This is a genomic window from Paraburkholderia translucens (genome assembly GCF_020881035.1).
Classification (GTDB): domain Bacteria; phylum Pseudomonadota; class Gammaproteobacteria; order Burkholderiales; family Burkholderiaceae; genus Paraburkholderia; species Paraburkholderia translucens.
This window is the reverse complement of the sequence record NZ_JAJITC010000020.1, coordinates 17,141-30,551: the sequence shown is the minus strand read 5'-3', so window position 1 is coordinate 30,551 and position 13,411 is coordinate 17,141. Positions and strand designations below refer to the sequence as shown.

The following is a 13,411-nucleotide window of genomic DNA, read 5'->3' as shown; positions in this document are numbered from 1 at the left end:
CCCGAACTCCGGTCCGACCGTTGCGCATCGCGCGCGGCGGCGTAAAGTAGCGGTAGTAGTTAAAGGCAGTCAGGGCGCGCATGCATCGGCGGCGCCGCTTACATTCTCTGGAGGTTTTCATGTCGCTTTTTGACAGCATTTCGCGCACCGTCAAGGGTCTTCTGAACGATGCGGCCGACTCGGTCCAGGATCCGTCGCGCGACTCGCGCCAGATCGTGCGCGAACTCGACGACAGCATCGGCAAGGCCGAGAACTCGCTGATCGAGATTCAGGCGCAGGTCGCCACTCAGCAAAGCAAGCGCGATGTCGCCGCGGACAAAGCGAAGAAGTATGAAGACGGCGCGCGCCGCGCGCTGCAGTCCGGCGACGAAGCGCTCGCGCGTGAAGCGCTCGGCGCGCAAGCCACGGCCGAAGCCGAACGCGATGCGCTGACGAAAGAGCTGACTTCGCTGGAGCCGTCGGTCGCGCAGTTGAAGAGCCAGATCGAGGACATGCGCGCGCGCCGCAACGACCTGAACGCACGCTCGAACATCCTGCAGGCCAAGCAGGAGATCGCGCAGGCGAAGGATGTCGCGGCCACGGCACTCGGCGGCATCGGCGGCAAGAACCTCTCCGAGGATTTCCAGAAGCTGGAAGACAAGGTGGCGCTGTCGAACGCGCGTTCGGACGCACGCCTGAACTCCGCCGACGAAAAGAGCGGCAAGGCGCTCGACGAGAAGCTCGCCGAACTCAACCGCGGCCCGTCGATCGACGATCGGCTCGAAGCGCTGAAGAAGCAGCTCAACACGCCGGCGCAGTAAACACCGGGGGCGCGCACTTCGCGCTCCGCGCAGCAACGGCAATCGCAGTATCAAGCAGTACATGCCGGTACGCTCGCTCCTGAACGCACCGGCATACCGGCCGCCACAGGCAGCCACCGCAATCGACTGATGGAGACGGGCGCGCCGCGCCCGGTCCGCAAATGAAAAAACTTTTCGCAACCGCCTTCGCTTCGCTGCTGCTCGTGTCGGCCGCGGCGTTCGCGGTGCCGAGCGCGCAGCAGATCGAATCGGCGATGTCGCAAGGCGACTGGCAGCAGGCCGACGCCGGTCTCACCGAGGTGTTGCAAGCCCATCCGAACAACGCGCGCGCGCATTATCTGTACGCCCAGGTGCTCGATCGCGAAGGTCGTTCCGGCGACGCGCTCGCGCAGTTGCAACAGGCGAAGACGCTCGATCCGCAGATCCGTTTCACCGACCCGAGCCGTTTCGCGCAAACCGAAGCGCGCTTGCGCCGCGACGCGGAACGCGCGGGCGGCAACGTCACCCGTCACGCCGCGAATCCGTTCGTGCAGCAGAATGCGCCTGCTGTGCAGCAACAGTCGGCGATGATGTCGCAAGCGCAACAACGGCATGGTCCGGGGGTAGGTATGTGGATCGGTATCATTGTTCTGATCGCTGCGATCGCGTTCGTGCTGCGCTGGACTTTGCGCCGCGCGCGCAGCCAGGAAGATACGCGCGCCGACGAGGATCGCCGCGCACAATTGAAGCGAGCAACTGACATGCTCAACACGGTGCGCTCGATCAAACTCGACGTGAAGCTGTCCACCGCGCCGGGTCACGAACTGCTCGAGAAAGACGTCGAAGCGACCGAAGATCAGTTGCGCGGCGTCGTCGAAACGCTGTCGAACGGCAAGAATCCGCTGCCGCCTTATGCACTCGACGAATTCGAGCAGCGCATCGCCAGCCTGCGCGCGCGCGCCGACGGCCGGCCCGATCCGACCGCCGCGTCCGTCGGCACCAGCCAGCAGTCAGCGTACGCACAGGAGGCCGAACGCTTCGGCAGCCCGCAGCCGCCTTATCCGCAACAGGGTCCGTATCAACAGCAGCCGCAGCCGCAGGTCATCGTGCAGCAAGGCGGTGGCATGGGTGGCGGCATGGGCGGTCTGCTGACCGGCGTGCTGCTTGGCGAGGCGCTGAGTCATGGGCGTGATCGCGTCGTCGAGCGCGACGTGATCGTCGACGACGACGAATTGCGCCGTCGCCGCAACGACGCCGGAAACGGCGGCGGCCTCGACTTCGGTCAAGGCTCGAACGATTGGGACGACAACGGCGGCGGCATCGACATGGGCAGCAACGACGACTCCGGTGGCTGGACCGATACCTGATCGAGCCGCGACGTCGGATTCCGTTTCACGTTGAATGACAACAACAGGCTCCTGCCCGGAGCCTGTTTGTTTTTTTATCTGCCGGTTTTGCGTTGCGCCGGCGCATGCGGCACGGTTTGCGGTTCCTCGTGCGCGGCAAGCCGCTATCATTTCACCCGCTACTTTCACCCGTGCCGGAGACAGCCGTGACACCCGCCCCTTCTTCATCCACTGCGCCGCGCATTGCGATCGTCGGCAGTGGCTTTGCCGGCCTCGGCATGGCGATCCGTCTGCAGAAGATGGGCATGACGTCTTTCACGGTCTACGAGGCCGCGAGCGGCATCGGCGGCACCTGGCGCGACAATACCTATCCTGGCGCGGCCTGCGACGTCCCCTCGCATCTCTATTCGTTTTCGTTCGAGGCGAATCCGGCATGGTCGCGCGCGTTCAGCAGTCAAGCCGAAATTCTCGCGTATCTGCAGCACTGCGCGCGCAAGTACGGCGTCGAGCGCTACGTGCGCTGCAATGCGAAGGTGAGCGCCGCACGCTTTGACGCAGCGCGGCAGGTCTGGCTCGTCGAGCTCGACACGAATGGCACGCGCGAGACCATCGAGGCCGACGTGCTGATCGCCGCGAGCGGTCCGTTGTCGCGCCCCGCGCTGCCGCGCATCGCCGGCATCGAGCGTTTCGAGGGCAAACTGTTCCATTCAGCGCGCTGGGATCACGCCTATCCGCTCGACGGCAAACGTGTGGCGGTGATCGGCACCGGCGCGAGCGCGATCCAGTTCGTGCCGAAAATCCAGCCGCGCGTCGCGCATCTTGACCTGTTCCAGCGCACCGCGCCATGGGTGATGCCCAAGCGCGACAAGCCGATCGGCCCGCGCGCGCAGTGGCTGTTTCGCACGCTGCCGTTCACGCAGCGTTTCGTACGCAGTGCGATCTATTGGCAGCTCGAATCGCGCGGGATCGCGTTCGTCGTCAATCCGAAGCTGATGAAGACGCCGATGAAGTTCGGCCTCAGCTATCTGGAGCGGCGCGTCAAGGACCCGGCGCTGCGCGCGAAGCTCACGCCCAACTACCGTCTCGGCTGCAAGCGCGTGCTGCTGTCGAGCGATTATTACCCGGCCGTCTGTCAGCCGAACGTCGACGTCGTGACGAGCGGCATTCGCGAGATCGTCGCCGACGGCATCGTGACGGACGACGGCGTGCATCACCGCGCCGATGCGATCATCTGCGGCACCGGCTTCCAGGTCAACGACGTGCGCGCGCCGTTCGAAGTGACCGGCCTCGACGGCAGCGACCTCAGCGCGCTATGGCTGCGCGATGGCCCCGAGGCTTATCTCGGCACGAGCATCGCGAACTTCCCGAACTTCTTCATGATCGCCGGCCCGAACACGGGGCTCGGCCATAACTCGATGATCTACATGATCGAGTCGCAGCTGCGCTATATCGTCGATTGCCTGCGCGTGCTGCGCAAGCAGAACGCCCGCACGATGACCCTGCGCGCCGACGTCCAGCGCGATTTCAACGCGCGTCTACAGCAGCAGATGCAGCACGCGGTGTGGACGAGCGGCTGCCATAGCTGGTATCAGACAAAGAGCGGTAAGGTCACCGCGATCTGGCCGGGCTTTACGTTCAGTTTTCGCAAACGTACGCGGCGCGTGCGGCCACAGGATTACCGCTTCGCGCGTTGAACCGGCACGCTCATCAGCCCCCGCCGCTCAGCAACTGCAGCAGCTCCCACAGAAACTTCACGACGATTACGAGCAGTTCCCATAGCCGATAAAGCGGCTCCCAGTCGAGCGCGAACAGAAGGGACTCGATCATGGCTAGTGTCGGAAGGAGTGAAGGCCGCGATTCGTGAGTCGATCAGCCGGTTCGATCACGCGCGGCGCCTCGCGCGTCATGTCGCCTCAAACCGCCATCACGGCCCGCTTGCGCTCCGCGCGCTGCATGAAGAAGTTCGCCGCGACGACGCCAACCGTGACGACCGCGATGAACAGCGTCGCGAGCGCGTTCATCTCCGGGTTCAGGCCGAGGCGCACGCGCGAGAACACCACGAGCGGCAAGGTGGTCGAGCCGGGACCGGACAGGAACGCGGACAGCACGAGGTCGTCGATCGACAGCGTGAACGACAGCAGCCAGCCCGACACCAGCGCCTGCGAGATCAGCGGCAAGGTGACGGAGAAGAACACGCGCAGCGGTGTCGCGCCGAGATCGAGCGCGGCTTCCTCGAGCGACGGATGCAGCTCCCGCACGCGCGACTGCACGATGATCGCGACGTACGAAATACACAGCATCACGTGACCGATCCAGATCGTGAAGATGCCGCGTTCGGCCGGCCAGCCGATCCAGCGCGCCATTTCGATGAACAGCAGCAGGAGCGAGATGCCCTGAATCACTTCCGGAATCACCAGCGGCGCATTGATCATGCCTGTATATAGCGTGAAGCCGCGAAAGCGCCCCATGCGCGCGAGCACGAAACCGGCCCACGTGCCGATGATCACCGACGCGAACGCCGTCAGCAAGCCGATGCGCAGCGACAGCCACGCGGACGCAATGAGCTCGTCGTCGCTCAACAGCGCCGCGTACCAGCGCATCGAAAAGCGCGTCCACACCGTGACCAGTTGCGATTCGTTGAACGAATACACGACGAGGCTGACGATCGGGATATACAGAAACAGAAAGCCGATGCCCAGAGCGATCAGCTGCAGCATGCGATTCGGCTTCATTGGCGGCCCTCCTCCAAGGCCTTCGCCTGCGCATGCTGGAACAGCGCCATCGGCACCAGCAGCAGCAGCACCATCGCGCACGTGACGGCGGACGCCATCGGCCAGTCGGCGTTGTCGAAGAACTCATTCCACATCACGCGGCCGATCATCAGCGTGTTCGCGCCGCCGAGCAGCTCGGGAATCACGTACTCGCCGACCGCCGGAATGAACACCAGCAGACAGCCCGCGATGATGCCGTTCTTCGACAGCGGCAGCGTGATCTGCCAGAACGCCTTCCACGGCTTTGCGCCGAGGTCGTACGCGGCTTCCAGCAAGGTCAGGTCCATTTTCACGAGGTGCGCGTAAAGCGGCATCACGAGAAACGGCAGGTATGAATAGACCATGCCGATATAGACCGCCGTGTTCGTGTGATACAGCTCGATCGGCGAATGGATCAGCCCGATCGACATCAGGAAATTATTCAGCAATCCGTTGTTCTTCAGAATGCCGATCCATGCGTACACGCGGATCAAGAACGAGGTCCAGAACGGCAACATCACGGCCATCATCAGCAGATTGCGAGTGCCCGCATTCGAGCGCGCGATGTAATAAGCCATCGGATAGCCGATCAGCAGACACAGCACGGTCGAAATCGCCGCGACCACGACCGAATTCACATAGGTCGCGAAGTACAGGCTGTCGGTCAGCAGAAACGCGTAATGCGACAGATCGAGCGTGATGTGCAACGCGCCTTCCGCGAACTTGACGAGTTGCGTGTACGGCGGAATGCCGAGCTGCGAATCGGCGAAGCTGATCTTCACGACCAGCAGGAACGGCACGAGGAAAAACAGCAGCAGCCAGAAGAACGGCCCCGCCACCACGGCGGTACGGCCGTTGAGCTTCAGACGCCGCACCGGCCACGCAAAGAATGACGCAAGCGCTTCTTTCATGACGTCAGCACCACGCCGGCCGAGGCGCTCCAGCGCACGTACACCTCGTCGCCCCAGGTCGGCGGCTCGATCTCGGTGAGCGCGAGGCTCGTCACGTTCGCGATCACGGTCTTGCCGCCGTCGAGCTTGACGTGATACAGCGAATAGCCGCCCATGTACGCGATGTTCGTGACGACGCCCTTGCCCCAGTTGTACGCGCCCTCGGGCGGCTTGCGCGTGAGCGCGATGCGTTCGGGCCGCACCGAGATCGTCACCGGCATGCCGAGCGGACCGGTGATGCCGTGATTGACGTGCAAAGGGCTCGGCAAATCCGGTGTTTCGATGAACACGTGATCGGGTTCGTCCTCGATCGTATGGCCCTCGAACAGATTGGTCGAACCGATGAACTCCGCCGAAAAACGGCTGTTCGGATACTCGTAGACTTCGTGCGGCGTGCCGAGCTGCACGATCTGGCCTTCGCTCATTACGGCGAGGCGGTCAGCCATCGTCATCGCTTCTTCCTGATCGTGCGTGACCATCATGCAGGTGACGCCGACCTGGTCGAGAATGTTGACGAGCTCGATCTGCGTGCGCTGGCGGATCTGTTTGTCGAGCGCCGACATCGGTTCGTCGAGCAGCAGGAGCTTCGGCCGCTTGACGAGCGAACGCGCGAGCGCGACGCGCTGCTGCTGCCCGCCGGACAATTGATGCGGCTTGCGCTTCGCGAAGCGGCCCATTTGCACGAGTTCGAGCGCGCCGTGCACGCGGTCTTTCAGCTCGGCCTTCGGCACGCCCTCCTGCTTCAGGCCGAACGCGACGTTCGCCTCGACCGTCATGTGCGGAAACAGCGCGTACGACTGGAACATCATGTTGACCGGCCGGCGATACGGCGGCAGGTGCGCGAGGTCTTCGCCATCGATCAGGATCTTGCCTGACGTCACGGTTTCGAGCCCGGCCATCATGCGCAGCAAGGTCGACTTGCCGCAGCCCGAGCTGCCGAGCAACGCGAACAGCTCGCCCTTCCTGACCGTCAGGTTGACGTTTCTGACCGCGACGGTCTCGCCGAACTTCTTCACCACATCGACGATCTGGATGAAATTGTCCGCTGCGTCGCCCGCAACGGCGTTCGGGCCCGTCGACGGGACGGGCGCCCCGGCCAGCGCGCCCGGCTGGTCACTACTGATCATAATGCTGCTTCACTCCGGCGTTTGACGAACAAAGCCCCCGGTGAACACCGAGGGCTTCATGATGCTGCTTATCCGTTGTGGATTGCCGCGCTTAGCGGCCGGACTTGAACTCGGTCCACAGCCGCGTTTGCAGCCGCTGGATTTCCTGCGGCAGCGGCTTCAACAGGAACAGCGTCTTGATGGTTTCAGGCGTCGGGTACACGGCCGGATCGTTCGCGACGTCCTTGTCCACGTATTTGCGCGCTTCCATATTGACGCTCGGGTAGTACACGGCGTTGGTGATCGCGGCGTGCACCTGCGGCGTCTCGATGTAATTGATCCACTCGAGCGCGGCTTCCTTGTGCTTCGCGTCCTTCGGAATCGCCATCACGTCGAACCACACCGGCGCGCCGCCCTTCGGTACGAAGTACTCGATCTTGTACGGCTTCTTCGCCTCGATCGCGCGATGCTTGGCGATCACGACATCGCCCGACCAGCCGTACGCGAAGCAGATGTCACCGCCGACGAGGTCGTTGATATAGCCCGACGAGTTGAACTGCGTGATGTACGGGCGGATCTTCTTGAGCATGTCGAGCGCGGCGTGGTAGTCGGCCGGGTTCGTGCTCATCGGGTCCTTGCCCATGTAGTGCAGCGCGGCCGCGAACATCTGGTCCGGCGCGTCGAGCACCGACACGCCGCAGGCCTTCAGCTTCGAAATGTTTTCGGGCTTGAAGAGGATGTCCCAGTTATCGAGCGGCGTGTTCTTGCCGAGGATCTGCTGGACCTTCGTCACGTTGTAGCCGAGGCCGGTCGTGCCGTACGCCCAGGGTACCACGTACTTGTTGCCCGGATCGGCGCCGGCGACGAGCGCCATCAGCGACGGATCGAGGTACTTCAGGTTCGGCAGCTTCGATTTGTCGAGCGGCTCGAAGATGCCCGCGGCGATCTGCTTGCCCGCGTAGTTGCTGGTCGGCACGACGATGTCATAGCCCGAGTTGCCGGTCAGCAGCTTGGCCTGCAGCGTGTCGTCGCTGTCGTAGTTGTCGTACTTGACCTGGATGCCGGTCTGCTTCGTGAAGTTCGGAATCGTGTCCTTCGCGATGTAGTCGGACCAGTTATACACGTTGAGCTGCGTATCCTTCGCAGCGGCCGTCAACCACGGCGCCGCGCACAAGATCAGCGCCGCCGCATGCCCCACTATCCGTTTGTTCATCCCGTTCTCCGATCGTCTCGTCACTCAAGCCCGCGGCCTCGCGCACCGCCCCCTGAAAACCCCGAAAACTACCACCAATTATTGCTCGCTCAAAAAAAACCGGAGCTATCGTGCAAACGGTACGGACTGTGGCCGCACCACTGCAAAATGGGCGCAATTTTAACGGGTTATCGGCGCGTGTCTACCGAAAAATACGCGGGCGGCGGCCACGCGCCGGCCGGGCTACGCGCGGGCTGCGGGGGGCTGTCGTGTCACTGTCAACTGATTGTCAGGCCGTTGTTGGCGCGCACCTGGGCGGTGCGCCAGCAGGTCCGTACCGGTGCTCGACGGCCGCGGGCGGTGCCGGTCGGCCATGGCGTCAGCGGCGCATTTCGTGCGCCGCGGCGTCCGCGCCGCGACGGCTCGAATGCCCGTATCATGATCTTTCGGCGGGATCGCGCCGTTTCGCCACCGCCGCCCGCTGCACGCATGCATTGGGCATGTGACTTGCAGCAGGATGCACTTCCCCGATACTCAGGCACCGATGAACACCAATCCTTTCGCGATGCGTCCCAACCGCGGCCGGCGAGTTCCGGGCGAGCCGACGCGTCCGGCGCACTGGTTTTCGTTCCTCGGCGCCGGCGCGCTGATCGCGGTCGGCTATATCGATCCCGGCAACTGGGCGACCGCGCTCGGCGCCGGCGCGGGCTACGGCTACCGCCTGCTCGGCATCGTGCTGCTGTCGAGCCTGATGGGGATGCTGATGCAGTGGCTGTCGTCGCGGCTCGGCGTGGTGAGCGGGCGCGACCTCGCGCAGTTGTGCCGCGAGCGCAACAGCCGGCGCACCACGGTGTTCCTGTGGCTGACCAGCGAAGTCGCGATCATTGCCGTCGACGTTGCCGAGGTGGTCGGCAGCGCGGTCGCGCTGCAACTGCTGCTCGGCGTGTCGCTGACGGTCGGCGTGCTGATGTCGGCGGTCTGCACCTTCGCGCTGCTCGCGCTGCAGCACAAAGGCGGCCGCAGGCTGGAAGCGGTGATCGCCGCGCTGATCGGCTTCGTCGGCTTGTGCTTCGTCGTGCAGCTCGCGCTCGCGCGGCCCGACTGGCACGCGGCGCTCGCCGGCACCGCGCCGAGCGTCGAGCTGCTCAGAAACGCGGGCATGCTGTGGCTCGCGGCGGGCATCGTCGGCGCAACGGTCATGCCGCACAACCTGTATCTGCATTCGGCGCTCGTCAAGCATCACGCGCCGGACGGCAGCGACGCTCAGATCAAGGTTGCGCTGCACGTCGTCAATCTCGATACCTTCGTCTCGCTCGCGTTCGCGCTCGTGATCAACGCGGCGCTGCTGATCGTCGCGGCGGCCGTGTTCTATGCGAGCGGCCATCGCGACGTGACTGATCTGGCCGACGCGCATCGGTTGATCGCGCCGCTCGTCGGCAGCCGCTGGGCCAGCATCCTGTTCGCGGCAGCGCTGCTCGCGTGCGGGCTGAGCGCAACCGTCACCGGCACACTGGCCGGCCAGACCGTCATGGAGGGTTTCCTGCGGCTGCGGATGCCGCGCTGGAGACGCGCGCTGCTCACGCGCGCGCTCGCGATCGGACCGGCGCTGCTGGCGGTGGGAATGTTCGGCGAGCATGGCTCGAATCAACTGCTGGTCGCGAGCCAGGTCGTGCTGAGCCTGCAGTTGCCACTCGCAGTCGTCCCGCTGATCCGCTATGCGTCCGATGCGGCGCTGATGCGCGGCTGGCGTGTGCATGGCGTGCCGCTCACGCTGTCGTGGCTGTCGGCGGCGTTCATCATTGCGCTGAATGGCGCGTTGTTGTGGCAACTGGCGTCCGGGGCGTGACGGCCGACCCCGGCGCAAATGCCGCCAACTTCGCGCGACGTTGACCAGCACGGCGCGGAACGCGCGCCACGCATCGGTTAACATAACGGGACTTTGCCTCCCCGCTCCAAGGTTTCCGATGACTTCGAATCTCCACGATCTTCCCGACAGCCCGTGCATCGGCGTGTGCTCCACGCTTTTCGACGAGATCTGCAAGGGCTGCGGCCGCACCGCCATCGAAGTGTCAAACTGGGTGTTCCTCAGCGACGAGGAAAAGCGGGCGATCTGGGCCCGGATCGAACGGGAAGGCACGGCGATGCGGTTTCAGAACGACAGGCTGTGAGTGCGTTCGTAGCGCGCATTGCGGGTTGATGCCGCTCGCCCTGAAGAATGCCGGGACCTCCCGGCATTTTTTGCTTCGGAACACTTCGACTCCATGATCGCCGTCCGGGACTTCGTGCAGTGCCTCGTCGAATGGCCTCGAATGGCCAACGTGTTCAATCCGTGGTCTCAGACCGATGCGCGCGATCAGCCCGGCGTCAACGCGCCACTGATTCGCCAGCAACAGCTTGCGGCCTACCTGCAAGCGCGCCGGACGAGCGTCAAGATGATCCTGATTGCGGAGGCGCTCAGTTGCCGCGGCGGGCGCTTCACAGGCGTCGCGATGACCTCCGAGCGGATTCTGCTCGGCAACGACACGAAGCTCAACGGCTTCACCACCGGATCGGACCGCAGCCCGCTGCCGGACTACCTCCCGGGTCCGGCAACCCGCACCAGTTGCCGCGATGCGCTGTCTCGAATGACCGACCGCGAATACGGCGTCTACGAGAGAACCGCCTCGGTCGTCTGGCTGACGATGCTCGCCAACGGATTCGGACCGACGGAGTTTGCGCTATGGAATGCGTTCCCGTTTCATCCGTTTGCGAACGACGATCCCGAGAGCAACCGCCGCCCATCGAATCACGAGCTACAGGCGACGGGCCAGATTCTGACTGACTTCATCAGCCTGTTCCCTCGATCCGTGAGGTTCGTTGCACTTGGACGCGAAGCGGAAAGCGCATTGCGAACTCACGCGATGCAGCCTCCACACGAACTCGTGAGGCACCCTACGGCGAGAGCCGCGAAACCCGCAAGCGGGACGATTCACGGGAAGGCTCGCCCGATGGGCAAGCTGGATGAAGTCATTCGACGGCTCGCACTGGACCGGTGAATGAACAAAAAGGCCCACGCCGGCAGACCGCCGGCGTGGGCCTTTGAAGATCGCTGAAGACCCGCGACCCGGTGCTTATTGCACGCCCTGACTCGCCAGGAAGTCCTCATAGTTGCCGCCGAAGTCGTTCAGCGTGCCATCGGTCTTCACTTCGATGATCCGGTTCGCGAGGCCGCTCACGAACTCGCGGTCGTGCGACACGAAAATCAGCGTGCCTTCGAACTTTTCCAGCGCGATCTGCAGCGATTCGATCGACTCCATGTCCATATGGTTGGTCGGCTCGTCCATCAGCAGCACGTTGTGGCGGCCGAGCATCAGCTTGCCCCAGATCATGCGGCCCTTCTCGCCGCCCGACAGCACCTTGACCGACTTGCGGATGTCGTCCGCGTTGAACAGCAGACGGCCGAGCGTGCCGCGCACCATCTGCTCGTCGTCGCCTTCCTTGCGGTACTGGTCGATCCAGTCCATCAGCGTGACGTCGTTCGGAAACTCTTCGTACGTGTCCTGCGGCATGTAGCCGATGTTGGCGTTTTCCGCCCACTTCACCGTGCCGTGATCGAGTTGCAGATTGCCCAGCAGCGAGCGCAGCAGCGTGGTCTTGCCCGCGCCGTTCTCGCCGATGATCGCAATGCGCTCGCCAGGCTGCACGCTGATGCTGAAGTTATTGAAGATCGAGCGGTCGTATTTCTTTGAAATACCCTCGGCGACCACCGCAATGTTATGCAGCTTCTTCTCGAACTCGAAGCGGATGAACGGGTTCTGCCGCGACGACGGCTTGAATTCCTCGATCTTGATCTTGTCGATCATCTTCAGACGGCTGGTGGCCTGACGCGCCTTCGACTTGTTTGCCGAGAAGCGGCGCACGAAGTCCTGCAGATCGGCCACGCGCTCCTTCGCCTTCGCGTTGGCGGCCTGCTGACGCTCGCGCGCCTGCGTGCTGGCGAGCATGTAGTCGTCGTAGTTGCCCGGATAGACCTTCAGCGTGCCGTAGTCCATGTCGGCCATGTGCGTGCAGACCTGGTTGAGGAAGTGCCGGTCGTGCGAGATGATGATCATCGTCGAGTTGTACTGGTTGAGCACGTCTTCCAGCCAACGGATCGAGTTGATGTCGAGGTTGTTGGTCGGCTCGTCGAGCAGCAGCACGTCCGGCTTCGAAAACAGCGCCTGCGCGAGCAGCACGCGCAGCTTCCAGCCCGGTGCGACGTTGCTCATCGGGCCGTTGTGCAGATCGATCGAAATACCGATGCCGAGCAGCAGTTCGCCCGCGCGCGCTTCGGCGGTATAGCCGTCGTACTCGGCGAACTTCGCTTCGAGCTCGGCCGCGTGCATGTAGTCGTCGTCGGTCGCGTCGGGGTTCGCGTAGATCGCGTCACGCTCGGTCATCGCGGCCCACATTTCCGTGTGGCCCATCATCACCACGTCGAGCACGCGCACGTCTTCGTACGCGAACTGGTCCTGGCGCAGCTTGCCGAGGCGCACGTTCGGTTCGAGCATCACGTTGCCCGAGCTCGGCTCGAGGTCCGAACCGAGAATCTTCATGAAGGTGGATTTACCGCAGCCGTTCGCACCGATCAGGCCATAGCGGTTCCCTTCCCCGAATTTGACCGAAATGTTCTCGAAGAGGGGCTTCGGCCCGAATTGCATGGTGATATTGGCAGTAGACAGCACGGCGCGTCCCTTTGAATGTGATATCGGCGAAAAACCCACTATTTTAGCAGGTTTGGAGATTTCGACCTGAGAGTTCGTCCGGCGCCGCCGGAGTGCCGGCCGGCCGTGCCGGCCACGGTCCGTACCAGATTGAATGGCTTATGTTGCGCGTACATGATAGCGGCCGCCCAAACGGGCGATGTCGCCGCCACCGGGCATGCGCCGTGCGCAATCAAGGGTTCGGGCAGCGGCCGCTGATCCGCCTATACTTTTTTATGCGTGTTCCGAGCAGCGTTTTTCCGACCCGCGACGCACACCAAGGAGGACATCCATGTCAGACCACGTCTACAAGAAGATTGAACTGACCGGCTCGTCGCCGACATCGATCGACGACGCGATTACCACCGCGATTGCCAAAGCGTCGAAAACGCTGCGCAATCTGCACTGGTTCGAGGTCACGGAAACGCGCGGCCAGATCGAGGATGGCAAGGTCGCGTACTGGCAGGTGACGCTGAAGGTCGGCCTGCGCATCGAGGACTGAGCGGCGGCCGCGCCGCCACGCGATAGCAGCAAACAAAAAAGCTGCGTCCGATCTGAGTGGGACGC

General features: G+C 63.5%; 12 protein-coding genes. 7 read left to right on the top strand and 5 right to left on the bottom strand.

Annotated features, from left to right (window positions below; genetic code table 11):
• Nucleotides 1–119: 119 nt before the first annotated feature.
• The 3 genes from LJ655_RS27050 (at nucleotide 120) to LJ655_RS27040 (ending at nucleotide 3,819) form a co-directional block, all read left to right on the top strand.
• Nucleotides 120–800: a PspA/IM30 family protein gene (locus tag LJ655_RS27050; protein ID WP_230564234.1), complete on the top strand. Its 681-nt coding sequence runs from the start codon at nucleotides 120–122 to the stop codon at nucleotides 798–800.
• Between the two features lie 161 nt (nucleotides 801–961).
• Nucleotides 962–2,146: a tetratricopeptide repeat protein gene (locus LJ655_RS27045; RefSeq protein ID WP_230564233.1), complete on the top strand. Its 1,185-nt coding sequence runs from the start codon at nucleotides 962–964 to the stop codon at nucleotides 2,144–2,146.
• Nucleotides 2,147–2,331: 185 nt separating this feature from the next.
• Nucleotides 2,332–3,819, top strand: coding sequence for a flavin-containing monooxygenase (locus LJ655_RS27040; protein ID WP_230564232.1), 1,488 nt, complete (start codon nucleotides 2,332–2,334; stop codon nucleotides 3,817–3,819).
• A 219-nt stretch (nucleotides 3,820–4,038) separates the two neighbouring features.
• Here the strand turns inward: LJ655_RS27040 and LJ655_RS27035 are convergent, their stop codons facing one another.
• From LJ655_RS27035 to LJ655_RS27020, 4 genes are all read right to left on the bottom strand, one after another.
• On the bottom strand, nucleotides 4,039–4,857 hold the full coding sequence (locus LJ655_RS27035) for an ABC transporter permease subunit (RefSeq protein ID WP_230564231.1): 819 nt from the start codon (nucleotides 4,855–4,857) through the stop codon (nucleotides 4,039–4,041).
• A complete protein-coding gene (locus LJ655_RS27030; protein WP_230564230.1) occupies nucleotides 4,854–5,786 on the bottom strand; it encodes an ABC transporter permease subunit in 933 nt (310 codons plus the stop codon). The genes LJ655_RS27035 and LJ655_RS27030 overlap by 4 nt, the downstream gene beginning before the upstream one ends.
• A complete protein-coding gene (locus LJ655_RS27025; protein WP_230564229.1) occupies nucleotides 5,783–6,952 on the bottom strand; it encodes an ABC transporter ATP-binding protein in 1,170 nt (389 codons plus the stop codon). The genes LJ655_RS27030 and LJ655_RS27025 overlap by 4 nt, the downstream gene beginning before the upstream one ends.
• A gap of 91 nt (nucleotides 6,953–7,043) precedes the next feature.
• Nucleotides 7,044–8,144, bottom strand: a complete 1,101-nt coding sequence (locus tag LJ655_RS27020; protein WP_230564228.1) for a polyamine ABC transporter substrate-binding protein — start codon at nucleotides 8,142–8,144, stop codon at nucleotides 7,044–7,046.
• 523 nt (nucleotides 8,145–8,667) lie between these two features.
• On the opposite strand from LJ655_RS27020, the gene LJ655_RS27015 reads away from it, so the two are divergent.
• From LJ655_RS27015 to LJ655_RS27005, 3 genes are all read left to right on the top strand, one after another.
• A complete protein-coding gene (locus tag LJ655_RS27015) occupies nucleotides 8,668–9,969 on the top strand; it encodes an Nramp family divalent metal transporter (protein ID WP_230564227.1) in 1,302 nt (433 codons plus the stop codon).
• Between the two features lie 118 nt (nucleotides 9,970–10,087).
• Nucleotides 10,088–10,291 (top strand): DUF1289 domain-containing protein, encoded by a 204-nt coding sequence (locus LJ655_RS27010; RefSeq protein WP_230564226.1) that lies wholly within the window; start codon nucleotides 10,088–10,090, stop codon nucleotides 10,289–10,291.
• A 93-nt stretch (nucleotides 10,292–10,384) separates the two neighbouring features.
• Nucleotides 10,385–11,158, top strand: a complete 774-nt coding sequence (locus LJ655_RS27005) for a uracil-DNA glycosylase (protein ID WP_230564225.1) — start codon at nucleotides 10,385–10,387, stop codon at nucleotides 11,156–11,158.
• Between the two features lie 75 nt (nucleotides 11,159–11,233).
• On the opposite strand, the gene LJ655_RS27000 is transcribed toward LJ655_RS27005, so the two are convergent.
• Nucleotides 11,234–12,826 carry an ABC-F family ATPase gene (locus tag LJ655_RS27000; RefSeq protein WP_230564224.1) on the bottom strand — a complete coding sequence of 531 codons (1,593 nt, stop codon included), beginning with the start codon at nucleotides 12,824–12,826 and terminating at the stop codon, nucleotides 11,234–11,236.
• Nucleotides 12,827–13,136: 310 nt separating this feature from the next.
• Between LJ655_RS27000 and LJ655_RS26995 the strand changes: the two genes are divergently transcribed.
• Nucleotides 13,137–13,346: a dodecin gene (locus LJ655_RS26995; RefSeq protein ID WP_230564223.1), complete on the top strand. Its 210-nt coding sequence runs from the start codon at nucleotides 13,137–13,139 to the stop codon at nucleotides 13,344–13,346.
• The last annotated feature ends 65 nt before the right edge of the window (nucleotides 13,347–13,411 follow it).